This is a genomic window from Oceanobacillus sp. NCCP-135 (assembly GCF_059698015.1).
Genome location: NZ_BAAKSZ010000010.1, coordinates 48,799 through 72,685, shown reverse-complemented (window position 1 = coordinate 72,685; position 23,887 = coordinate 48,799). Strand labels below are relative to the sequence as shown.

The window sequence follows — 23,887 nt, the reverse complement described above, 5'->3', positions numbered from 1 at the left end:
GGGGTCTCATCCAGGCCTCTGCTCCCACAGGAGTCTCCATGTATTTCCTCCGCTGATTTTTAATTTTTTCTCTCGTATTCACTGTAATGCAATGCTTAACAATCGATGTTGCACTGTACCCGCATTTGATTGGAGCGGAGGGCAGTTGACTCCTGCGGGAAAAGCACGAGTCTGAAGACCCCGCAGGAAGTGGTTTTCTTCCGAGGAGGCTGAGGCCGTGCCCGCGGAAAGCAACTGCCCGCAGCGGAAATCAACTGCGGCAGTAATTGCACATTTTATACTTGTGTGTACAACGATCTTTTATGTTTATCAAGGTTGTCAAGCCAACAATTAGAAACATTTTGGGTTGATCAACGTTAACTGTTTGAGCTTATTTTATTGGTGCGAAAGTTGAGATATAACATTAAAATTAGAAATTTTTATTCCATTTACGTTAGCTTTCAATTTACAGAACAGCAATTATCTTGATAAAAGCACGTACTTTGAACTTAGTTTTTAGTTAGTCCAACCTATTTTAAAAAACCAAGGTTCGCGTATCCTCATTTGAGATTCGTACGAGATTATTACATCTTTCCCGTCCCTGGAAGTAAGTTAAATAACGACATGGCAGAAGATAGCTTTAAAGATATGCCTATTCTTTCTCCCGCATCCCCACCAATTTGCGCATCGCATCAATAAATGGCTTTTTCCCATTAAACACATTCCCTGTTACCTCTGCAACAAGATGTATTCCAATCACAATGATCACCATGATAAGAAAGGAAATCTGCAAAGTTGCACTATTAAATATGATCGCCATTGCACCAAAAAACGCACTGAATCCATAGATGATCAATACAGCTGCCCTGTGACTATATCCCTTCTGCACTAATTTATAATGAATATGCTCTTTGTCTGCGGTTCCAATACCTTGTTTATTCTTTGTACGGCGAACGATCGCCATAAATGTGTCGAAAATAGGGATAGTAATAACTATGATCGGCACAATAAAGCTGAATAAGGCGACATTTTTAAACAGCCCCAAAATCGATACAACCGCAATCGCATACCCAAGAAATAACGCACCTGTATCCCCCATGAAGATTTTTGCCGGGTAGAAATTATGGTATAAAAATCCAACAATACTTCCAATTAGCACAATCGTTAAATAGACGACAATCATCTGGACATCGATTAATGCCATAATAAATATACTCGTCAATGCAATACCAGATACACCCGCTGCAAGCCCGTCCAGTCCATCAATTAAGTTGATTGCATTCGATGCAGCTACAATCCAAAATATTGTAACAAGATAGCTAAATACATCCCCAAATTCCAATACCCCGATGATCGGCAATGTTACTCTGTTAATCATAATTCCCGAATAGACAACAACCGAAGCAGCAGCAATTTGCCCAGCTAATTTCATCAAAGGATTTAGATCGAAAATATCATCCAGAAATCCGGTTGCCAAAATAATCACAGCACCAATAATAATACCCAGCATTTGCTCATGCTCCGGCCAAATATATAGTAACCCGACAACAGCACCAATAAAGATTGCCAAACCGCCTAAGCTTGCTTTAATCCCTTCATGTGTCTTTCTTTTATCATCTGGTTTATCAACAACATCTAATTTAATCGCCAGCCGCTTAATTAAAGGTGTGACAAAAAAAGCGGTAAGCATGGATAGGATAAAGGCAATGATTAGTTGTAGTGTAAGTTCCATTGTTGCACACCTGCTTCCTAAGTATTCCCATGTATTCTGTATTATTTTAGCATAGAAGCAATGGGTTGTCCTCCCTGTAATTCTTTATACTTCCCTAAGTTATTCATGTTATAATAAAAGATATGAACAACAACAGCTAAGGAGTTTTAAACAAATGAATGTTATAAAAACGAAACAACAATCAAAGACTCTACGTGAATTGAAAAAATATATAAAACTAGTTGACCTAATCAATGTAAAAGAAAAACATTATAAAGCTTTTACTGATGAACAATTAAAACACAAAACGGTTGAATTTAAAGAGCGATTAAATAATGGCGAGACCATCCATGATATAGCTGTTGATGCATTTACAACTGTCAGGGAGACATCCAGACGCGTGCTTGGATTACGCCATTTTGATGTGCAGTTAATCGGCGGGTTCGTTCTGTTAGATGGCAATATTGCTGAAATGGCGACAGGCGAAGGAAAAACACTTGTAGCATCCCTTCCAAGCTATCTCGTAGCTCTTGAAGGAAAAGGTGTCCATATTATTACTGTCAATGATTACCTTGCACGCCGTGACAAAGAGCTGATCGGTCAAATTCATGAATTCCTGGGTCTTTCCGTTGGGCTTAATGTACCTGGATTAAGTAATTTTGAGAAACAGGAAGCATACAAATGTGCTATTACATATGGGGTTGGAACGGAATTCGGGTTTGATTATTTACGTGATAATACCGTTCAGTCTATCAGTCAGAAGGTTCAGCGCCCTTACCATTTCGCTATTATTGATGAAGTAGACAGTGTTTTAATTGATGAAGCAAAAACACCACTAATCATTGCTGGAAAGGACAAGCCAAGTGACCGCCTTTATGGTGTATGTGCAAGTGTCATTAAAACACTTCAACCAGCTGATGATTACACCTATGACATTGAATTAAAAGTCGTTAATTTTACAGAAGATGGATTAACTAAATGTGAAAAAGTATTTGGAGTAGACAATTTATTCGATTTAGAGCATAGCTCCTTATTCCATGCGCTCTTGCAAGCATTGCGTGCAAGAGTGCTGTATGAACGTGACGTCGACTATATCGTGGAAAAAGGGGAAATAAAGCTTGTTGATATGAATACAGGACGAATTATGGAAGGTCGTAGTCTAAGTGACGGGCTGCATCAAGCGATTGAATCAAAGGAAGGCCTGGTGAATACCGAAGAAAATAAAACCCATGCTTCCATAACGATTCAGAACTACTACCGAATGTATCCATCATTGTCCGGCATGACTGGTACAGCAAAGACAGATGAAAAGGAATTACATGACATTTATGGAATGAATGTTACGAAGGTTCCAACGAACAAACCGAACCAGCGAATTGACCGTCCCGATAAAATTTTTACAACAAGGGAACAGAAATACAGCTTTTTATTACAGGAAGTAAAAGAGCGCCACACAAAAGGACAGCCTATTCTGATTGGTACGACTTCAATACTGCAATCGGAGGATGTTGCCAAAGCTTTAGATCAAGAAAACTTAACCTACCAGCTTCTGAATGCTAAAAGTGTACAACAAGAAGCAAACTTAATCGCCTTAGCTGGACAAAAAAAACAAATAACGATTGCAACTAACATGGCTGGACGTGGAACAGATATCATGCTTGGTGATGGTGTAGCCGAACTGGGTGGACTCCATGTGATTGGTACAGAGCGTAATGAAAGCAGACGGATTGATGATCAGTTAAAAGGACGTTCCGCACGACAGGGTGACCCTGGATCAACTCAATTTATTATTTCCCTAGAAGATTATTTATTCATCCGCTATGCAGCAGATGAATTGGAACGTGCCAAACCAAAGTTTAAAACAGAGCATAATGGTTTGATAAAATCGCCAAGTGTCCACAAATTCGTTGATACCGCACAAAAAATCAGTGAAGGTGTGCATTATCAATTCCGGGATTATAATTTGAATTTAGAGAATGTAATCAATGACCAGCGTGGAGTTATTTATAAGCTAAGGGACAGCCTATTAGAAAAAGATGATGCATTGAATTATCTAATAAAACAAACAGACTCCCTTCCAGGTGATTTAATTACTACATTTTGTGATCGTGAACAGTTGCCTGAGGAATGGGATTTAGAAAGATTAGAAGAAGAATTGAATAAAGTTTTACTACCGAATGTGTCTTTTGCCAGTAAAGAATTTGAAAAAACGGATGAAATAACAGCATATATTCAACCATTTGTAGATAAACATCTTAAAAAGCTGCAGGAATATAACAAAAATGAAAAAATCCAAGCATCATCAAAAGGTATCGGCTTATTCGTCATTGATACATTATGGAAACGCCACCTAGATTCAATCAACCAACTGAAAGAAGGGATTGGAATTAGGCAATATCAACAGGAAAATCCGATTGAGCTGTTTCAAAAAGAAGGGTACAAGCTGTTTGAGACGACGTATCGTGAAATTAAATATGAACTAGCTTTACGACTGAATGGATTAATAAAACAAACCATCAAGAAGGATGAAGCAATTATACAAAACTAGATGTTAAGAAAGGAAGATAGTATGTTTGGCTTATCAAAAAGCGTAAAGAAAAAAAAGCAGAACGATGTGCAAGCTGTCAATGCAAATGAGTTTTTAGATGCAAGCACAAATGAACTCACCACAGAAGAAATAGAGACGTCATTGTCCATACCGGATCATTGGAACATGACAAATGAAGAGCGCTATGTATTTGCTTTTCATAACAATGAAAGTCCCAAGCTTAAGATCAACCAAGTATCGATTTATGGGATGGAATTATCAAAGTTAAAAAATAATAGTATTTTAGTAACGGGGTTAATAAGAAATACTGTTCCAAAAGCCATTCAATTTAAAAATACAACCATATTATTACTAGGTTCTGATAAAGAAATCCTAGCCAAAAAGGAATTTGATCTTGCAAAATTAGGAAAGATACCAGCAAATGGAGCGAGACCTTGGAAGTTTGTTTTTGAAGCTAAGGATATTGTCGGGACTGTCGAAACACCATTAAATAATTGGTCTTTAGCATTCGAAATGAAGAGAAAACATCAATTGGAGCTTGAGGAATCCTGGGAGAAGTCAATTGCAGAAGCTACGAAAAAAAACCTAGAGAAAATAGTGGCTAATGCAAAAACATTGAAACCTGGAGAAATAAATTTCATGGGAATCCAAGCAAAGCAGGATGATGGGGAATTAACTGTAACCATTCTAATCCGTAATGGATCAGATAAAAATATCAATCTACAACAAATTCCATTAGGTATAAAGGATGCAAGCAACGAAGAAATTGCCCGTGGCGGTTTCAAATTAGATAACTTTACCGTTAAAGCAAATACGAGTAAACCATGGACATTTATTTTTCCTTCATCGATGATCAAAAAAGAAGAAGTAGATTTGACCAAATGGCAGGTTTATCCGATAGAATAGTAACGAAGACTATTACCACATTGTGGTAGTAGTCGCTTGTGTTATCGTTTCATGGAATCGGTTTTTAATGTGAACTCCATCCAATCAGTTGAGAAATATGCATCAGAAAGATTAGTTGCATATTCTTTAGAAAGTTTAAGTCGAAGTTTGTCACCAAAATTCAACTCACCTTCTACTGCAGTATTTTCAATATCAAGAAGGCCATCAGCATTTGTTTTAACATCAGTTGCAAAAGTTATTTCTTCCCATTTTCCAGAAGTTAGGTTCCACTTTTCAAGTGTTGCTTCTGCTTCTTGTACTGGTGCAACTGTAACACTGTCAACCACTGTTGTATTCACTTTAATGTTTTCTTGAGTAATAAGTGAAAGATCTTTAATTACTGCAGAAGCTTTACCGTCAAAAACTTCAACATTGAATGTTTGCGTTTCATATCCAGTTTTACGAACGGTTACTGTGTGTTCTCCAGTTGAAACACTTTCTAAAGAGAAATATTCATTTGCATCAGTCATTGTTTCCTTACCATCAACCGATACAATTACTCCTTTAGTAGATGCATTAGCTAATGTAACAAAACCTGCAATACCAGTGTGTTAGCGTAAACGATAGCTCCATCAGTATTTTTAACTTCAGATGCTTCTTCGCCTTTATATGCTACGACTGAAACTGTATATGCACCAGACTCAAGGACATCTGATGTATATGTATAAGTTCCGTCCTCATTTAATTTAGTATCAACCCAGCGTCCGCTCCAGTAGCTTCACCACTAACTGTAACTGAGTTATCAGCATTAGTAATCGCACTTACCCAGACCGTTACAGATTATCAACAGAGCTAGCTAATAAAAAAAAGAAGTTAAACAAATTACTCATGTTTAACTTCTATTTATAGTTGTAACTTATCAATTTGATAAGAATCCATCTCATTAATATTTTTATTAAACTTTCCTTCTACCTCAATATTAACCTTGAGTTGAGGTACTACATTTGGGTTTACGAAAGCAATATTTGCCTTGTAAGTAAAATGGTTTTTAATTACTTCAAACATAAAATCACTGTAAAACGCCGGTATATATCCTAACATTCTTCCATGTAGGTCAGACAAAACGATAACAGCCTTGTTATCCTTTTCGTTATTAGGTTCCAACTTGAATTCAACCCGGTCACCAAATTTTAGATTATGGATAATTTGGTCTCCTTCACTGTATCTCCAGCCCGCTACATAAAAATCAAAATCAAAATGATCATTATTAATAAAGATTGGTGCAACAAACTCATAAGAGTCAGTTGCCAGACGTCCACCAGTAGCACGAAGTAAATCCATTTCTGAATAATCAGCTGATAAACCTAAATCTTGAAGGATAGAATGAAAATCTGGTCTTTTAGTATCTGGTAACCTTCTAGCAAAAGGTCCAAATAATTTATTTGAAATATAGGTCTTATTAATATCTGGAAAAGCTAAATGCGGATTGTATCCATTCTGCATAGCTTCCTTTAGCTTTCGTCGATATCCATTACATTCATAACTAAATACATAAGAATCATTGTCATGTAATAAGGTGCCAACATGATATCTCTGTCTTGTTTCTGAATTCTGCCAAATTAACCAAAGTTTAAATGGTCGTTTATTCATACTAACTTCCTCCTTTCATACCAACTATGTAACCAGTATTGCCTAAAGAGCAGTAATTTTAAAACCCAATTTTTATGAATATCACTCATTATTTCATGAGGAATTTCATTCAATATTTCTTGTATCGAATGTTCACTTAATGTATATATCTGCTTTTTTAATTGATTTATCTCACTAGGATATTGTTCAAATAATACATCCAATACATCCAAATGCTTCGGTTTGCGTTTATCACCTAAACCGATTAATGTTTTTCCCCGGTTACAGAAACCAAGCAACATCCGTTTGTCCTTTAATGCATTATTAATATAATCTTCATTTTTATTAAAACCAAGTGATGTACCATTATCATAAATTGGTGATAAACAGTATTCATTGTTCCTCATTATTATACCCCAATTATCACAATGACGATCTTGATTTCCAATCAAGGCATCAAAAACGGGTACTTTCAAAAATTCTCTATCTAATTCATATGGCTTTAATACTTTAATAATATTAGAAATCGTGTAATTGTTCAAATTGTAACGATCAAGTTCTCATCGATTGCGAAGAATAAATCTCCACCTTCATTTAGTTCCTCACTTTTTCCAACAAAGTTTTTGGCTAACGTACCTATTTGTCCATTGTAATTAGCAAAGCAGACATCCATCATAGGAAATCCTAACTTCTTTCCTATTAAACTAGATATCACTTCAGCCCAATTTTCATTCAAGGAATTTTAGGTACTTTAAATAAATATTTCTCTTCTTTATTATTAGGGTGACAAAACCAAAACTTTTCTCGTGTACCTGAAGCATGTCGTTCTAAATCTATTTCCCATTCTGAAACATTAATGATCTCCATGGAATCTTCCTCTTATTTCTACTATATTTATAATACGGTAATTACAATAATGTGTCACGACTTACGTAAAATATTGAGCAGATGAAACTAAATGATTTTGCTTTGTACCTTACGTTTAAATTTAAGGATCTTTCACAAAGTACGGGGAAAATAATAGGCTTGTTTGTTTAAATACACATTATACCCGTTCCAAATAAACCAACTGATCCAACCTTCCCCGCAAAATGTGATTGAACCAAATTTAAAAGGCGAAAAAACAGACCCGCTTTTTCACCTTTTGGAATAACAATAACTAATAAAATATTTTTCAACTTTTGTACCGGAGCCAGTAGATCATTTGAATAGTCGATTAGCTCTTGATCTTCATAAGAATACCTTATAATATCACAAATCGTCTTTTCATTTCCTCACCCCATTTTTACGTAAAGGTTGGCACTTAAATCCAAGTGCAGAGGATAAAGTGAAACTTCATTCAGTGGGGGTTTCCCTTCCTCCCCCACCTTCACATTTGGGATTTCTCACGCTTGGAGGTGGGGGTATTACAGCCCGTTAATGCGTGATAAAAACACAGAACCTATGGCTAAATATAAGTTAGATAATATTCCATTTACCCATGGTAGAAAAAAGAAAGGAAGAACTTATCCCACTAAATATTCCTAAAATAAAGCGTCCTGAGGAATATCTATCCTACGCAAAATGCATATATTGAAATAAAGATGTTTATTACTTTAAAAACGACTTCTATATTTATGTTCTCAGAATAATTACGATACGCAGTATACTTGTCAACAAAACGTTGACAATATATAGTGATTAAAATACAATAAACATAGGAGGGATCGTTATGAAGACGATTTTTGAAGAAATTGGTGGTAAAATCAGTCACTTTATTAAGAAAAATAATATGAGTCAACAGGACTTTGCCAATCATATAGATGTGTCCAAACAAGTCATGAGTAAAATTATTAATGGTCAAAAGGCTACAAATATTGAGGAATTAAAAAAAATCGCTAATGTTATGAATACTACAGTAGACGAACTAATAAAACGCAAATATCAGACAGATGTTATCGAAGAACCCATTCTTTTTATGATGGAAAAAACAACTGATACAAAGATTAGACAACATCTACAATACCTAGACTTTGTAATGGATGAAATGATTGAGTTAAAAGAACTGTCCCAAGCTGTTAGGGGTAAAAAAGTTGAGCAAAATTAAGTTCTTGCCTCACTCAGAAGTCGTCGATATTGAATCCAAAGCAAATGGAAAATTGGCTGAACTCCATAAGCATTCACATATTCTAGGAAAACACGTTTTTAATATTGTAAAAAAAGAGGCTACACTTATACAATCCCCTTTCCCTGATGAGGACTTTTGTGCATTTGTTTGTCAAAAAAAAGAGCATCTATTTGTTTATATTAATAGTCAAATACCGGAAGAGAAACAACATTTTGCGGCAGCACACGAACTTTATCACATTTGGTTTGACCAAGATTACCTACACAATCCGGAAATGCTGAATAGCGATATACTTGATGATGAAACTGCGGATACAAGAGAGTTACGTGCTAATTTATTTGCTGCAATGCTTTTAGTACCAAAAAATGTATTAGAACAGGAATTACTCTTCTTAGGTATTTCTAAAGATAATGTTTCCCCATCACAAGCTGTTGAACTTGCCAATAATTTCCAGGCCCCTTATAAAACAATGGTTCGCAGACTTTATGAAATTGATTTTATAAAAAAACCTTTAATGGATGAACTTTGGAATGAAAAGAATGTACCACTAATCCGAAAAAGACTACAATTAGAACCACAAAATCCTATTAATCCAATTATACATTATGAGAGATTAGCAGAAAACGTATTGAACCTTTATCAACACGGGCATATTTCTCCTAAAAAATTGCAAAATGTACTCGCTCTTATTCATAAAAAACCTAAAGACTTTGGTATTGATTTAAATGAACTTCCTTCAGAAGCAGAGATAGATAGTCTTTTGGATGAAGAGGGTGGCGAATAAAAATGTCATCACTTATCTGGTCTAAAGCAATTTTGGATGCTGATTTTGCAATTAAGCTAGGGCGAATTAAAAAGTACAAAGTAATTGAAGAATTATTACCCATTTATGTAGAAAAGTTACTAATCCATGAATATGTTTATTCCAATGAAATTCTGACACCTAGAAATGCAAAAGATCAAATTGATAAGTTAATCGGAAAAGGTCTTTCCGAAGTTGTAAATGCAGATACAATTTCTCAATTAGGACCACTCTCGTTGGTATTGTATGAAAATACCATTGAGAAATTAAGGAAGGAAAAAGAAACTAGAGAAAGTGGTAGTCACTGGAGTGAAATCGTGTCTATTGCATTTGCACAAACGGCTAACATTCCATACTTTCTTTCAGATGAGTCAGATCAACAAGCTTTTATTAATCATAATTTTTCAACACCAATACAAGTGGTACGAATAGAAAATTTAGTTCAAATTATCAAACAGACAGGCGGTAAAAGAAAAGATGCATTACTAATTTGGACTTTAGCTGGTTACAGCAAGGAACGATTTAACGGGGATTTGTGGCCGAAATAATAAAACATTTGCTTTTACTTTTAGTACATATTATGGATAAATATTATAAATGATAGTGAAAGTCATTAGACTATAGCAAAGTGGAATCAGATGCATCCGATTCCACTTTTAAGTATATAAATTAGAGTACATCTCCATTTGTGATATGGTAATTCCTACAGTCTGTTCTTGTACTCAAAATGTTCACTTGAACCTTCTAAGAATAAAATTATAGGTAAGGAACGGGAACTAAATACTCATTAAATACTAATACTACTAGTGTCGATAGCAAAAGAGACATTTAATCCTCCCTAAACGTTCTGTTTATTATGCTATTGGGTTTCTCAAGATGTAATTTATGATCCAGATGATATTTTTGAAGAATATCATAAAATGATAAGGCAAAGGATTCACTAGCAGTAACAAAACCCGCTTCTCTTTTTGAAAAATGTCTATCGCCATCAAAAAGCCCTCTCAACGATGAGGGAATAAGTTCTTCAGGTATTAAGCGATGAAGGTCTGACCCGAAACTGACCCATACCGAATATCCAAAATTACCTAATCCAGACTAAACCTCGCCACAGAGCCTTTCCTTCAGACTATTTATATGGTAATCTTTTGCCAAATTTCGGAGAGTGACTAGGCACCACACCCCAAACCTAAGTTGTAGTGTATATTCCGTCGTTGCACATCTACTTTACAAATTTTAACCCAGCAAGAACCAGAGCTATTGTTACTATGCCACCAATGAATAACGTAATTACAAGATGACCTGTGAAAATTATGGAACTAGACCAAATAATTACACCTGTAAGCACAAGATAAACGACTGCTTTTGCTATAAAACTCCAACTGCTGACAGCTAAATCCAGCTTTACTTTTGCCACTATAATTAGCAAAAACATATTTACAAACGTCGCCACAACGGTTCCTAACGCAATTGCAGACGCTCCTAATGAATCAATTAATAAAGTTATGACAAGAATATTTACACCAAATACCGAAACAACATTCAGGATAATTGGTAAATAAGAGTTCTCTTTTGCGTAGAAGAACCGTGTAATATACGTATTCAAAGCAAGTCCAAATATCGATAATGCCAATATTTGCAAGAGTGGATACGTCTTACTCGTAGAATCTGCATCAAAAGATCCATATTCGAAAATAAAGGTAATGATTTCCTTTGCATACAGCATGATAAAGAGTGTTGCAGGCAAAAGAATTAGTGTCAGCATACGAAACCCTTTTGTATAGGCATTTGTTATTTTTTTGTCATCATTTTCCCCAACTGCCTTCGCAAGCAATGGATAAATAATTGTCGTCACACTAGTCATTAAGACAGCTTGGGGGAATTGCGTCATCTTGGATGCATAGTTCAATGAAGCGATAACACCCTCTTCTAAACCAGCAGCATATATACGCTGAATAATAAAGTAAAACTGGATTGTCGCCCCGCCAAAAATAATTGGTAATGCTAATTTGATAAAACGTTTTGTTTCAGGCCTTCTTACCATCTTAAAACGTAATGGCATCAATCTTTGTTTATGTATATAATGTACCAATATTAATACCATAAGAATGGAACCGAGCAATGCACCAAATCCATAGGAATATTCCATCATAAATGGTGTAAGTCCAACACCAATTATCAAAAAAGCTGCATTAAATATTAACGTAGAAAAACTGCTTAATCGATAGTTTTCATGAATATTATGGAGACCACTAAACAACATTGCTATTACTAGGAAAAATGTGGCAGGAGCCATCCAAATAAATAAATTGCTAGTTAACTCAATAGCTTCTTCAGACATCCCCGAGAAGAACAGTTTTATCCAGAATTCCGAAAAAACAACAAATAATATTGTTACAAATCCAATCAATATACTTAACCCTGTTAATACAGTCTGAACAAAGTCATTTTTTATCTCTTTATCCAATTTACTATAAACAGATATAAATGCTGTTGTAATAGCTCCCCCTACTACGATATAAATAAAATTGGGAATAGTAAAAGCTGTGATAATGCTATCAGCCTGATAGTTTGTCCCATATTGATAGCCGATAATAACTTCTCTGACAAAACCGAGGAGCCTAGCAATTATATTAATTACTGCAACAGCCCCCAGGATTTTAATAAAACGTGACATGTGATTTTCCTACCTTCTATGACTCATATAGAGCCATAACTGAAGAAATCAGTTTATTTTGATCAAATTCATCCGCTTTCTTCAGTCCATTACCAATTAAATCATTCTTAATTTCTTTATTTTGTAAAACTTCTAAAGCCTTTTTAGCAATATCATTAGGATTTCGCACTTCCGTTTTCACCCCTGCACCATCTGCAAGTAAATAGCTTAACCCGCCAACATCTGAGCCTGCTACCGGCAATCCACATGCCATCGCTTCAAGCGCAACCAATCCAAAGCCCTCAATATGTGATGGCAGAACAAATAAATCAGCTGCCGCCATCCATTCAGCTACCTCTTTTTGATTCATCGCATCGTGAATCGTAATGGAATTTACTCCATCCGTACGTTGTTTCAATTCAGTAAAATAGGCTTGATCTTTCGGTTCGCCAATTAAATGTAAGGATAGATTCGGTTCTTTTTCGACCATTTGTTTATATGCATCAACCAAATCATCCAATCCCTTAGCACGAATTAGATTTCCAACAAATAGCAGCACATTTTCTTCTTTAGGTAATCCAAGTTTTTTACGTAAAGCAAGCTTGTCCTGCTCCCGAAATACATCTCGATTAACTCCCATATTAATGACAGCAATCTTGTCGTTAGGAATATCAAACTGATGATGAATTTCCTGCTTGAGTCCTTCACCCACCGCAATGATATGATCTGCATTTCTGAGAATTTCTCTAGTCAGCTTTTGCACCAATGGGCTCTTTTTACTCATCTGATCAATATCTCCACCATGGGAAGTAACAATCAGTCGCTTCCCAAGTAGCTTCTTATATAAAAGCCCAATTACACCAGTTGGAAAAATATAATGAACATGAACCGCTTTATATTTTCTCCCTCGGATAAGCATGTTCCATATATTATGAATAAAAAATTTGCTGTATTTTTTTAAAAGGATAACTTTTTGTTTCCTTGGATCATCAATGGTTATTACATCCACATACAAACCTTTATCACGCAAGAGTTCTACCTGGTTTTTAACAAATAAACCGAACGTTTTGGAATGTTTGGATGGATACATGTTACTTAATACGAGAATTTTTTCCAAAAGAATCAGCTCCGACCGTTTGTTCAATTAATTCCATACCTTTTATAGCTTTCGATTTCATTATTGAAGATATATTTTCGAATTGTTTAACCGTATCCTCCCAATTTGACTCCATATTTTTATATGTCTCATAGAAAAAATTAGGATTATCATTCAGTTGTTCAATTAATATGTTTTTATCACTACAACCTATCATTTCCATAAAATCGTTTACTTTGTGATGATAGGAAACGGCAATAATAGGTGTATTGGTAACCAGGGATAAAATTAATGAATGGAGCCTGGTACCAATGATAATATCCTGTTTTCCTTCAAATTCTACTATTTCATTATGGTTTAAATCATCATTATTTACTTCCGTCCGGTCTTTATATTTCATTAATGCCTGAATTTCCTCTGTTACCATACTGTCCTGGGGGTACTTTGTTGCAAAAAAGTTAATTTGTGCTTCTGGATAGTTGGCTAACAGATTATCAAGATTGCTGGCCATACCTTCAATATAATTTTGGTATTTTTCCTTATCTTCTGTAGGCCAGTAGCTGATATGATGATATGGAACTGCTGTTACACCTATTTGAAGCTCTTTATTGGCTATCTTTTCGTTTTTAGGAGCTTTTAAACGAAATGCTGGATCTCCAACTACATGAATCTTTGACTTTACACCGATAGACTGCATTAGCTCCTTTGACTTTGGATCTCTTACAGTAACCAGCTTTGATAAATGTGCCAAGGACCTTAGTATTACCTTTCCTATTCGGGTCAATATTGGACCTGCCCCCACCCCATATAAGACCACTGGTGTTTTGGAAAGCTTGGCAAGCCATCCATACATTCCAAATATAAAAGCTTCTCTACCATAAAGATCCATATAGATGCCACCACCACCAATAAGTAACAAATCGAGATCTCGAATAATTGATCTATTTTTAGAAATAGTTGTAGTTGCAGTCAATAATGCATTTTTATTTTTATAATAGAGTTTAGCAGACTTTACACCATACTTTTCAGTCATTATTTCTGGTTGATTTGAAAACACAGTAATTTCTTCACGCTTTATATTATAAACCTCTTTTAGTTGTATAAGGATTCCTTCTAAAATTGCTTCATCCCCACTATTATTATTCCCATAATTTCCTACGATGCCGACTGACATATGTTTCAATCCTTCCTAATAATGAGTAAAACCCTTAGATTACATTTAACTATTTTAACATGAAAGCTGATGGATTAGAAACTACTATATACTTTCTATCTAAATCTTTCTGTTGACAGTTGCTAATCACGATATAATAAGCTATATATTTATTATTATTTAAGGGATTTCAATCGAATGAAAGTTATCTCAAAATGCAACCCAGACATACGAGAATTAAAAATTTACTATACGATGGTTGAAAAAAATAATTTAAAAGAACAGCATTATGAATAATTCACTGACGGACAGCTACGGTAGGAAACCACACAATTTAAACAACAATTACAAGAAGGAATACAGAATATTGTTGTAGATGCTTTTGCAACTATACGTGAAACTCTAGTCGTGTCTTAAGATTACACCATTTTGATTTGCAATTATTTGGTGTTTTGGTTTTACATAACGGAAATATTTACATATTACAAAAGATACAGGTTCTATTTAGAACCTGTATCTTTAACTTTATTCTGTTTTAAGATAACCCCCGTGTACCCAAGCATTCTCACCTTTATAGCTAATATAGTTCCAATCGCCATCTTTGATAAAGTTACCCTCGATGTCAATTACACCTTCAACTATATCGCCATTATTTAACTGGCCAATTACTATACTAGTATTAGCATTTGGTTCACTTCTTACTTCTAAAGAACCCGATTCTAGGTTCGACACTTTTAAGGTTGCAGTCCTATCTTCAACTTCTTCTAGTCGATTATCAGCAACAGAAGAGTCCTCTAATATTTCTTCACTATCTAAAAATCTACTAATAGTGGCAGTTTTTAATGTTTTATTTTCTGTCAGATTATTACCAGATACCCAACCTGTTTTTCCATTTGCCTTAACCCTATACCAGCCACCATTCTCGCCTATTACTTCCACTTTCGTACCTTTTGGCAGAGTGGTAATTATATTTGTACTAGACCCTGTATTCGGATAAGTTCTCATATTTAAATTGTCCGTAGTCACATAAATGGTACCTTTTTTAGTTGTGTCTACTGCATATTGTGCTTCACCTACTGGTTTGGCAATTGCTTTTGGTTGATTACTATATTGAGGGATATCAAAAATTAACCCGCTTGTTTCAAGTAAATTGTATTCCTCATACATCGTGTGAATCTTCCTAGCTTGTATTACAGCCCACTCTACATGAGTAGCGTATTGAGGGTAACCTGGGCTACTAGGATTCCATCTCATTTTATACAAAGTATCTTGTCCTCGACCTATGTAGGAATTTGAAATAAATTTAGCGCCGCCAATTATTGCTTTTTCTGGTGTAAACCACCCTTCATCATAAGCTTTTTGAGATCCGCAGTTTTTTGGACAAGCATCTGCTGCTCCTATTCCAAACATATTATATGTGACTTTACCTTTTACTTCTATTCCATTGGCTAATTTAGATGTCCCATTGCCTGTTTCATGTAAGGCATGAGCTATCAGATATATTACATTTACATTATTTGTGTTCCCAGCTTCAATAAATGCTTCGGCAGTACCTGCTAATATCCCTTTTCCATTTAAAACACTTCTGTTTATTTCATCTGCAGTCAGTCCCGAATCATACGATAGTTTTAAGAACTGAAAAAATTCAGGTGAATCTGTGGAAAATGTTTGTGGGTTAGCAAAGTATTCTACCAGCTTTTTACTTGCAATAAACTGCCCATTCCCATCTACTTTTGGATTGTTACCAGCTTGTATATCCACTGCCCTCGAGAAATTCATATCATAGTTTGTTGTTTTATATTCATTAGCATTTCCAATTTCCCCAGGGTTTCCATAAAGCATAGATAAATGTAGGAATACAGCAAATTGCACTCGTTTTAATTGAGCCTTTCCATCAAAATACCTCTCACCATTTGATGCTTGCTTTCCATTGGTGATATTATTTTGATACAAAATTTCTACATTTTCACGATGTGATAAATCAATTTTATCAATGTCTATCAAATCTACTGGATTACTATTTGCTTGTAGATTATACGCTCGAACAAGAACTGTTGCCATTTGTCCACGGGTAATTTCATCTGCTGGATTGAAATAATCTCCACTACCCTTGAAAATATTAGCCTCTGTTACTGCGGCTATTTGATGTGCATAAGTATGACCTTCATCTACATCCTTATAGTCCGATAGAGTTTGTGCAACATTCGCTTTCGGCTGTAGTTGCAACGCACTTGCAAGCATTACTGCAACATGCATACGTGAAATATTTTCGTACGGTCTAAAATAAGTTCCATTATTGTAACCATTAATAATATTTAACTCAACTAATGCCATTACACTACCATAACCGTCATCACCATTTTTTAAATCCACAAAATCCTTAGATTGTGCATGGATCTGCTGTGAATTAAACGTTCCTAAGACAGAGATTACAGCTAATATAAAGACGACTGATATAATGGAAAACTGATGTTTTAGATTTGATTTCATTATAAAAAAATAGCACCACCTATATATAATAGTTTAATAGATTTCATGTTTAATTATATATCATTGGTATAATATTACAATATTTTTTTAAAACTATTTATGTTAACAAAATAAAAACCTCGTAGAAATCTCTCCCACGAGGTTTTAACTAGTCACCATGAAATGAAATTGTTTATAATTCTTCACTTTTTCTATTTCTTACTATTTCCAGTAAGGCGATTAAGGAGAAGAAAAACATAGGAAATACCTGGTTCTCCCAAATGTTATATACAGCGCCTACAATACAGATAAATATCCAAAATAGTAACGCAATATGTGCAACGTCTCGATTTATTTTACGAGCAGTCCAAATACGATATAACATATTCAATAAAAAGACAGCGAATAATATTGTGCCGACAATTCCTGTTTGAACAATGATTTGAATATACTGGTTATCCGAATAAAAACCACCTTTATCCCTATATTCATAAATATTTGCTAATCCATATTCATCATAAATTGGAGAGGAATATACAAGTGCTGCAGAGTCACCAAATGTACTAAACCCTGTTCCTATCACAGGATAATCCTTCAGTACTTCAAAGCCCTTTTTTATATAAAATAGTCTTCCAGTATTTGTACTGCGAGTTACTGTTTCTTTATTAATGGAAGAGCTAATTCGATCACCTAGTGAACCTCCCCTATCCTTTTCTTCATCTTCTGTATCCTTCACTTCATCACCCAAAGCACTATTAATCATTTGATCAGCATAATCAATAGGAAGAAACACAAGAACGTAACTGGCTATACCAGCAATAAATACTTGCTTCAGTAATCCCTTTTTTCTCGAAATAACTAAGAAAACCAGGACTGCAATAACAATTCCAATCCAGGTTCCTCTGGAAAATGTAAGTAATAAAGTACCGGTAGAGAGAATCAACGGAATATACCATCGTTTTTCATGTGTAGTTCGTAGTAGAATAAAGCTTGCTACAATAGAAACGATCATAAACAACCCCAAAGAATTCGGGTTACCGATAAGACTGTAAATACGTTCAGCATTTGTCGGAGAAATAAATTGTTCAGCCCAAGCCTGTGGAAGCAACCATTGGCGCTGGGATAGCTTTTCAACAAAACCATGCAAAATAAGAATTAATGCAACCCCTGTGATAAGCTTCAACAATTTATTGATATCTTGTTCGTCCCACGGCAATCGCTTCATACCGTAATACAGTAGATACATGATAAGAAATTTACGAAGCTGGAATACAATTGCCACTAACGTTACTCCTGTAAACAATGCAGATATTGCACCAACAGCACAGAACAAGAGATAAGCCCATTCGTACCATTCTAATTTAAAAATTGATTTATATGCTTTTTGTTTAACAGCATCGAACAATACCTTTGCCACAAGGACTAAAATCCCTATATCCCCAGCTAAATTCAATCCATCATTCATTTCAACCAGGAATGGACGTAGCGGGAAATAAATAATTAGCATTGGAAGTAATAACTTTGGTTTTAGCCATGTAACAATTGTAAAGTATAAGACAGAAAGCAACATTGCTATTTTATTAGGCAGTATTAGCCCAATGGCGAGTATTGCAACAGTTGTAATTACTAATATGAGAAAGTTCTTTTGTTGTTTATTCATTTACTATTTCATCTCCAACATTCGCTTACTAATTTTATAAACATACATTCTTAGGATATACATTTTACGTTAAAAATTGCAAGAGTAAATTTCATGTAATGTAATCTCATTTAAATATTTTATCACAAACCTCTATTGAAGTGGATGATAATATGAATAATTTACGATATAATAGGGTCTAATGAAAAGCATATGTATAGCTACAAAATAAAAATCGATTTAATACATAATGAATGTAGCTTACTTTTATCATTCTATATCATAGAATGATTTTATTTGAATCGAGGGTCAACGAATGGTTTTTAGCAGTTTAGTGTTTTTATATTTGTTTTTACCTATTGTATTGATTTGTTATTATATATTTCCAAGATTTTTAAAAAATACATTTTTACTTGGAGCAAGTTTATTTTTTTATGCATGGGGTGAACCGAAGCTTGTAATATTAATGCTGGTTTCCATCGTAATCAATTATTTCATAGGATTAGCCATACATAAATCAGAGTCATTATCCCGAAAAAAGGCATGGGTTTCAAGTGCTATTGCAGCTAATCTATTAATACTTGGATATTATAAATATGCTGGATTTTTTATAAGTATCATCGAGGATGTATTTAATATAACAATTGAGTGGGAAACAGTTCCCCTTCCTATAGGGATATCCTTTTATACCTTCCAAGCAATGAGCTATATAATTGATGTTTACCGAAAGGATGCAAAAGCTCAACATAATATCATTAATGTGGCTTTATATATTTCCTTATTTCCACAGCTTGTCGCCGGACCAATTGTACGTTTCCAAACAATTGCTGATCAAATTAAATCTCGAATCACAAGTAGTAAAAAAACAGCTGAAGGTACCAAACGTTTTATACAAGGCCTTAGTAAAAAGGTATTAATTGCAAACCCACTAGGTCAAGTTGCAGATCAAATATTCGAAACTTCTGCAGGTGATTTAACTACTGCAACAGCCTGGATAGGGATCCTTGCATATTCACTGCAAATTTACTTTGATTTTTCAGGATATAGTGATATGGCTATTGGTTTAGGAAAGTTCTTCGGGTTTGACTTTGAGGAAAATTTCCGTTATCCGTATATTGCTCAAACTGTTACTGAATTTTGGAGACGCTGGCATATTTCACTAAGTACGTGGTTTAAAGATTATGTGTATATTCCTTTAGGGGGCAATCGTGTTAAAACATGGATTGTTTATAGAAATCTCCTTATTGTGTGGACAATAACCGGTTTTTGGCATGGAGCAAGTTGGACATTTATGGCTTGGGGTTTCTATTATGGTCTACTTATCTGCTTGGAGAAATGGTTCTTACTGGGCTGGCTTCAACGAATCCCACGTATCTTTAGACATATTTATTTGCTTCTTATTGTCATGATTGGCTGGGTTTTCTTTCGAGCAGATGATTTCAGCTATGCATTTCAATACATTCAAACAATGTTTAATATAAATACAGACTTGTTAATGGATCACACTACAATATTATTACTAATAGATAATAACTTATACTTAATTATAGGATTAGTTCTTTCATTCGGTTTCTATCCGAAGCTAAAATCATTATTTAAAAATTGGGCAGAAACTTCTGTTTTAAAAGAAGGAATACTTAGCGTTTCAAGCTCCATTTATTATTTATTCCTTATTTTAGTAGTAACTATGTTCCTCGTTAACGATAGTTACAATCCTTTTATATATTATAGATTTTAGGTGATGTTATCAATGAAATATATTTATTTAATACTACCAATGGGATTTATGATTATCATAACGACTGGATTGATCACTCATATCCTTACAAATGATATTGAAGTTTCAGAAATGGAGCATCGTTCGTTAGCAACTGCACCTACAAGTTTTGCAGTTAATGAGATAGTTTCAGGTGAGTGGTCCAAACAGATGGAAACATACATGTCCGATCAATTTCCTGGGAGAGACCTTTGGTTAAAATCATTTGTTTCATACCAATTAGCAATAAATAAGGTTTATTTTAGTGAGCAATATTATGCAGATACCGAAACTGGATTAATCACTAGTAAACCTGCTGAATTGGAACCAGATAAAACACTAAATGCAATCACGGAAAAAATAGCTGCATTTAATAAGTATCTGGATGGCTTAGATATCCCTTTTTCCTTTTTCTCATTACCAGCTAAAGCAACTTATGTGCGAGAGCCACATCCTGAATTCATGCCAGAAGATCAAGGACTAAAAAATAATGAACGGTTCTTGACTTATTTAAAGGAAAAAGGAGTTGATAATGAAAAGATTATGGAAACAATGATTAAGCGATCTGATTCTAAACTCACTGATTTCAGCAGTCTGTTTTTTATGACTGATCATCATTGGAATATGAACGGTGCGTTTCAGGGTTATCAGGCTATAATTAGTGAACTATCAAAAAAAATAGGTATACCAGCAGACATACTTACCTCTGATAACACTGAATCTTACTGTTTAGATACACCTTTTGCCGGCTCATGGAATCGTAATTATTATTTACTAATTCAAAATGATGATAAAGTATGCTATCAAGAACCTGATTCATTTGATACTCAATTTCTTACGTATATTGGAGAAATAACTAAGGAGAGTTTGGTAGAAAAAGATAGTATATATGCAACCGGAAAAAATAATAAAGACGAAGCAACCATAAGTTACGCTTCAGGCTATAGTGGCGACTATGGAGAAATAAACATCGTAAATAATGATTATGATTGGGATAAGCATCTGGTAGTCTTTAAAGATTCCTATTTTAATGCGATACAATATCATGTAGCAAGTCACTTTACGCAAACAACAGTTATTGATTTACGTTACTTCGAGGATAATATAGAGCAATATATTAAAGCTTTAGATCCAGATTTTGTAATAATGGCATATAACGATCGGAATTTTGATTTGGGGATGAAATAGAGGGATAATTGTCATGAAAATTATCCCTCTAACGAGTCCTCTTTATTTTGTTTTATGGTAACTTACTTCACTTTTAATCGATTTACATCGATTTATTCTATTTTATTTAAAGCCTCACCAAGCGGGGCTTTAAGTGACGGTGCGAGTGTTTTCGAATAAAGTGTAGTTAGATGATGTTGATCCCGATAAACAAGAACATTACCAATAATGGGTTCACACGTTTCTTCATTACAGAAATAATCCGATAGATCTGCAAACGTTACATTTTTCGGTATATTCTCAGTATTATCCCACGGTGGTACCTCTGATAAAGCCTCATCTCTTGATACAGAACATTCCTCAGGATGTTCTTCAACACAGATAGGAGTGTCTACAATCATCCTTGGATTATCCCGAACAGCGAATATATCAGAGATTCCTTCAAGTTCTCGCCATGCTCCAAGATAACCATCAGGAATCTTATCCTCATCACTCACATTTGCAGTCGTGAATATTAAGTCCGGTTGATTTTTTTTAAGCACTTCCATAAGCTCCTCATTCCATTGCATACAAGTTTTATTCAAAAATCCCTCAAAATCATCATTAGTAAAACGACACCCATCTTTATTATAAACGTCAATTTGTATATTCAAGTCATCTGATAACTCATATAATGCAGGGAACCAGTGACCAGAATGTGAACCACCTACTAGTGCTATGACATAATTTGGATCTTCTGTTTCACCATAGGAGCACATTTTTAATTCTTCCTCATTCATATAAGAAAAGCAATCTTTGTTGTTATAGAACAATGGTAAATGTTCTTGTGCTTGAAGTGTGGTAGGAATTGGTTCTCTATCATAATTTAATTCCATATCTTCAAAAATAGCTCTTGCTCCTGGATAGTCTTTCAATGCTGGATCATCGATTACGCTTTCTTGCTGTTGATTTACATATGTTTGCCAGGCAATACCCAAAACAAGTACAGGAAGCATGAAGGTTAATAGTATAGGTACTAATCTTTTCTTAGATTTTTTAACACTTAAATTTCTTATCGGTGATTCAAATACTTTAACAGTAATGATTGATAAGATAAATGTAATTAACATAATTACGATTCCTGCACCAAAAGAAGCGGTATCTGTATCAAATAATGCATAATAAAAAATCAGCAAAGGCCAATGCCATAAATAAAATCCATATGAAATACTACCTAGATATAAGAATGGTTTTGACCCAAACAGCTTTTCTACACCAAATTGACTGCCATTTTCAGCTGCAACGATTACAAAAATCACACCTGAAATCGGGAGTAATGCTGCATATCCCGGAAAAACCTCTGATACAGGCAGGATAATTCCAGTTAAAGTAATTATCGCTAAACCTAACCAGCCAATAATGAAGCTGATAGATTTATTTAATGATAAGTAGGGTAGCAACAGAGCTAAAATCCCTCCTAAACTAAACTCCCAAACACGTGCCAGTGTATCAAAATACGCCCATGGTTGATTTTCCACCGTAATATATATAGAATAGCTCATGGATGCGATGAAAAGTACAATTAGCACTCCCAGTAACGTTTTTCTTACTGGTGTTTTTAATAGCCTTCTAGCAATAAAATAAGCAATCAAAATAATGAATGGCCATGTCACATAGAATTGACCTTGTACAGATAGCGCCCAAAAATGCTGAAACGGACTTGCTTGATTATTTTGCGCCAAATAATCGACGGAGTTTGTTGCTAGATGCCAGTTTTCAAAATAAAACGCAGATGAGAATATTTGAGGAATTATCTGATTCCACTGAGCTTGAGGAAGAATAAGCAAAGAAAATATTGCTATAACGAATATAACCGTAAAAGCTTGTGGAAATAATCTTCTTGCCAATCCTAGTATATTTTCAAAAAGATTAATCCTCCCTTCCCGCTCAACTCTTGCTAAAAGAGAAGTCGTAATTAAGTATCCAGATACTATAAAAAAAACATCTACTCCACCTGAAACAGAACCCAACCAAATATGATAAACAGCAACCAATAAAGCTGCCACTACCCGAACCCCTTCAATTTCAGGGCGGAATTTTTTTTCCGGTATTCTTAAGTCTGTCACTTTGAAACATCTCCAATTGCTCTATAATGATGAATTTCTTTCTAAAGAGATACAGGTAATAACATTCGTACAATAACATGCACCAAAGTCTCTTCCTACTTATTATTTCGGAATGAATATAGCTTTATTTAAAATAATGAAAACATTATTTACCAGCAGTATAATTATAGTCACTTTATAATTGTAAA

General features: G+C 34.6%; 19 protein-coding genes. 7 read left to right on the top strand and 12 right to left on the bottom strand.

From position 1 onward, the window contains the following. Positions 1 to 631: 631 nt before the first annotated feature. On the bottom strand, positions 632 to 1,711 hold the full coding sequence (locus tag AC6HVZ_RS09215) for a glycosyltransferase family 4 protein (RefSeq protein ID WP_497557853.1): 1,080 nt from the start codon (positions 1,709 to 1,711) through the stop codon (positions 632 to 634). 154 nt (positions 1,712 to 1,865) lie between these two features. Between AC6HVZ_RS09215 and secA2 the strand changes: the two genes are divergently transcribed. Continuing rightward, the gene (gene secA2 / locus AC6HVZ_RS09210; RefSeq protein ID WP_497557852.1) at positions 1,866 to 4,238 is read left to right on the top strand and encodes an accessory Sec system translocase SecA2; all 2,373 of its coding nucleotides are present in this window, start codon (positions 1,866 to 1,868) and stop codon (positions 4,236 to 4,238) included. Next, positions 4,239 to 5,144 carry an accessory Sec system S-layer assembly protein gene (locus AC6HVZ_RS09205; protein WP_497557851.1) on the top strand — a complete coding sequence of 302 codons (906 nt, stop codon included), beginning with the start codon at positions 4,239 to 4,241 and terminating at the stop codon, positions 5,142 to 5,144. Between the two features lie 41 nt (positions 5,145 to 5,185). Here AC6HVZ_RS09205 and AC6HVZ_RS09200 read toward each other — a convergent pair whose 3' ends face one another. The 5 genes from AC6HVZ_RS09200 to AC6HVZ_RS09180 form a co-directional block, all read right to left on the bottom strand. Next, positions 5,186 to 5,725 (bottom strand): carboxypeptidase-like regulatory domain-containing protein, encoded by a 540-nt coding sequence (locus AC6HVZ_RS09200; protein ID WP_497557895.1) that lies wholly within the window; start codon positions 5,723 to 5,725, stop codon positions 5,186 to 5,188. A 301-nt stretch (positions 5,726 to 6,026) separates the two neighbouring features. Then, a complete protein-coding gene (locus AC6HVZ_RS09195) occupies positions 6,027 to 6,773 on the bottom strand; it encodes an HIRAN domain-containing protein (RefSeq protein ID WP_497557850.1) in 747 nt (248 codons plus the stop codon). Next, positions 6,770 to 7,294, bottom strand: coding sequence for a HipA domain-containing protein (locus AC6HVZ_RS09190; protein ID WP_497557849.1), 525 nt, complete (start codon positions 7,292 to 7,294; stop codon positions 6,770 to 6,772). Before AC6HVZ_RS09190 ends, AC6HVZ_RS09195 begins: the two co-directional genes overlap by 4 nt. Further along, the gene (locus AC6HVZ_RS09185) at positions 7,291 to 7,488 is read right to left on the bottom strand and encodes a hypothetical protein (RefSeq protein ID WP_497557848.1); all 198 of its coding nucleotides are present in this window, start codon (positions 7,486 to 7,488) and stop codon (positions 7,291 to 7,293) included. Before AC6HVZ_RS09185 ends, AC6HVZ_RS09190 begins: the two co-directional genes overlap by 4 nt. Continuing rightward, positions 7,485 to 7,619, bottom strand: a complete 135-nt coding sequence (locus tag AC6HVZ_RS09180; RefSeq protein WP_497557847.1) for a hypothetical protein — start codon at positions 7,617 to 7,619, stop codon at positions 7,485 to 7,487. Before AC6HVZ_RS09180 ends, AC6HVZ_RS09185 begins: the two co-directional genes overlap by 4 nt. An 844-nt stretch (positions 7,620 to 8,463) precedes the next feature. On the opposite strand from AC6HVZ_RS09180, the gene AC6HVZ_RS09175 reads away from it, so the two are divergent. Genes AC6HVZ_RS09175 through AC6HVZ_RS09165 form a run of 3 tightly spaced genes read left to right on the top strand, consistent with a single transcriptional unit; the run spans position 8,464 to position 10,209 of the window. Further along, positions 8,464 to 8,838: a helix-turn-helix domain-containing protein gene (locus tag AC6HVZ_RS09175; RefSeq protein WP_497557846.1), complete on the top strand. Its 375-nt coding sequence runs from the start codon at positions 8,464 to 8,466 to the stop codon at positions 8,836 to 8,838. Next, positions 8,825 to 9,643 carry an ImmA/IrrE family metallo-endopeptidase gene (locus AC6HVZ_RS09170; RefSeq protein ID WP_497557845.1) on the top strand — a complete coding sequence of 273 codons (819 nt, stop codon included), beginning with the start codon at positions 8,825 to 8,827 and terminating at the stop codon, positions 9,641 to 9,643. Before AC6HVZ_RS09175 ends, AC6HVZ_RS09170 begins: the two co-directional genes overlap by 14 nt. Positions 9,644 to 9,645: 2 nt before the next feature. Further along, positions 9,646 to 10,209 (top strand): hypothetical protein, encoded by a 564-nt coding sequence (locus AC6HVZ_RS09165; protein ID WP_497557844.1) that lies wholly within the window; start codon positions 9,646 to 9,648, stop codon positions 10,207 to 10,209. Between the two features lie 671 nt (positions 10,210 to 10,880). Here AC6HVZ_RS09165 and murJ read toward each other — a convergent pair. The 5 genes from murJ to AC6HVZ_RS09140 all read right to left on the bottom strand — a co-directional run bounded on the left by murJ (position 10,881) and on the right by AC6HVZ_RS09140 (position 18,692). Continuing rightward, entirely contained in the window at positions 10,881 to 12,335 is a 1,455-nt protein-coding gene (gene murJ / locus AC6HVZ_RS09160; RefSeq protein WP_497557843.1) for a murein biosynthesis integral membrane protein MurJ, read from the bottom strand. A 16-nt stretch (positions 12,336 to 12,351) separates the two neighbouring features. Next, a complete protein-coding gene (locus tag AC6HVZ_RS09155; RefSeq protein WP_497557842.1) occupies positions 12,352 to 13,431 on the bottom strand; it encodes a glycosyltransferase family 4 protein in 1,080 nt (359 codons plus the stop codon). Beyond that, positions 13,406 to 14,584, bottom strand: coding sequence for a polysaccharide pyruvyl transferase family protein (locus AC6HVZ_RS09150; RefSeq protein ID WP_497557841.1), 1,179 nt, complete (start codon positions 14,582 to 14,584; stop codon positions 13,406 to 13,408). The genes AC6HVZ_RS09155 and AC6HVZ_RS09150 overlap by 26 nt, the downstream gene beginning before the upstream one ends. A 504-nt stretch (positions 14,585 to 15,088) precedes the next feature. Next, positions 15,089 to 17,053, bottom strand: a complete 1,965-nt coding sequence (locus AC6HVZ_RS09145) for an SH3 domain-containing protein (RefSeq protein WP_497557840.1) — start codon at positions 17,051 to 17,053, stop codon at positions 15,089 to 15,091. A gap of 172 nt (positions 17,054 to 17,225) precedes the next feature. Further along, positions 17,226 to 18,692, bottom strand: coding sequence for an O-antigen ligase family protein (locus AC6HVZ_RS09140; RefSeq protein WP_497557839.1), 1,467 nt, complete (start codon positions 18,690 to 18,692; stop codon positions 17,226 to 17,228). A gap of 295 nt (positions 18,693 to 18,987) precedes the next feature. Between AC6HVZ_RS09140 and AC6HVZ_RS09135 the strand changes: the two genes are divergently transcribed. Both AC6HVZ_RS09135 and AC6HVZ_RS09130 read left to right on the top strand, forming a co-directional pair. Then, complete coding sequence (locus tag AC6HVZ_RS09135) at positions 18,988 to 20,409, top strand: MBOAT family O-acyltransferase (RefSeq protein ID WP_497557838.1); 1,422 nt, start codon at positions 18,988 to 18,990, stop codon at positions 20,407 to 20,409. A 12-nt stretch (positions 20,410 to 20,421) separates the two neighbouring features. Further along, entirely contained in the window at positions 20,422 to 21,615 is a 1,194-nt protein-coding gene (locus tag AC6HVZ_RS09130) for an alginate O-acetyltransferase AlgX-related protein (RefSeq protein ID WP_497557837.1), read from the top strand. A gap of 92 nt (positions 21,616 to 21,707) precedes the next feature. On the opposite strand, the gene AC6HVZ_RS09125 is transcribed toward AC6HVZ_RS09130, so the two are convergent. Then, positions 21,708 to 23,699 carry an acyltransferase family protein gene (locus AC6HVZ_RS09125; protein ID WP_497557836.1) on the bottom strand — a complete coding sequence of 664 codons (1,992 nt, stop codon included), beginning with the start codon at positions 23,697 to 23,699 and terminating at the stop codon, positions 21,708 to 21,710. Between the last annotated feature and the right edge of the window lie 188 nt (positions 23,700 to 23,887).

Excerpts from the sequence above, each read along its gene's own strand:
- AC6HVZ_RS09215 (WP_497557853.1), bottom strand. The coding sequence starts at position 1,711 with ATGGAACTTACACTACAACTAATCATTGCCTTTATCCTATCCATGCTT.
- secA2 (WP_497557852.1), top strand. The coding sequence starts at position 1,866 with ATGAATGTTATAAAAACGAAACAACAATCAAAGACTCTACGTGAATTG.
- AC6HVZ_RS09205 (WP_497557851.1), top strand. The coding sequence starts at position 4,239 with ATGTTAAGAAAGGAAGATAGTATGTTTGGCTTATCAAAAAGCGTAAAG.
- AC6HVZ_RS09195 (WP_497557850.1), bottom strand. The coding sequence starts at position 6,773 with ATGAATAAACGACCATTTAAACTTTGGTTAATTTGGCAGAATTCAGAA.
- AC6HVZ_RS09180 (WP_497557847.1), bottom strand. The coding sequence starts at position 7,619 with ATGGAGATCATTAATGTTTCAGAATGGGAAATAGATTTAGAACGACAT.
- AC6HVZ_RS09175 (WP_497557846.1), top strand. The coding sequence starts at position 8,464 with ATGAAGACGATTTTTGAAGAAATTGGTGGTAAAATCAGTCACTTTATT.
- AC6HVZ_RS09165 (WP_497557844.1), top strand. The coding sequence starts at position 9,646 with ATGTCATCACTTATCTGGTCTAAAGCAATTTTGGATGCTGATTTTGCA.
- murJ (WP_497557843.1), bottom strand. The coding sequence starts at position 12,335 with ATGTCACGTTTTATTAAAATCCTGGGGGCTGTTGCAGTAATTAATATA.
- AC6HVZ_RS09150 (WP_497557841.1), bottom strand. The coding sequence starts at position 14,584 with ATGTCAGTCGGCATCGTAGGAAATTATGGGAATAATAATAGTGGGGAT.
- AC6HVZ_RS09145 (WP_497557840.1), bottom strand. The coding sequence starts at position 17,053 with ATGAAATCAAATCTAAAACATCAGTTTTCCATTATATCAGTCGTCTTT.
- AC6HVZ_RS09140 (WP_497557839.1), bottom strand. The coding sequence starts at position 18,692 with ATGAATAAACAACAAAAGAACTTTCTCATATTAGTAATTACAACTGTT.
- AC6HVZ_RS09135 (WP_497557838.1), top strand. The coding sequence starts at position 18,988 with ATGGTTTTTAGCAGTTTAGTGTTTTTATATTTGTTTTTACCTATTGTA.
- AC6HVZ_RS09130 (WP_497557837.1), top strand. The coding sequence starts at position 20,422 with ATGAAATATATTTATTTAATACTACCAATGGGATTTATGATTATCATA.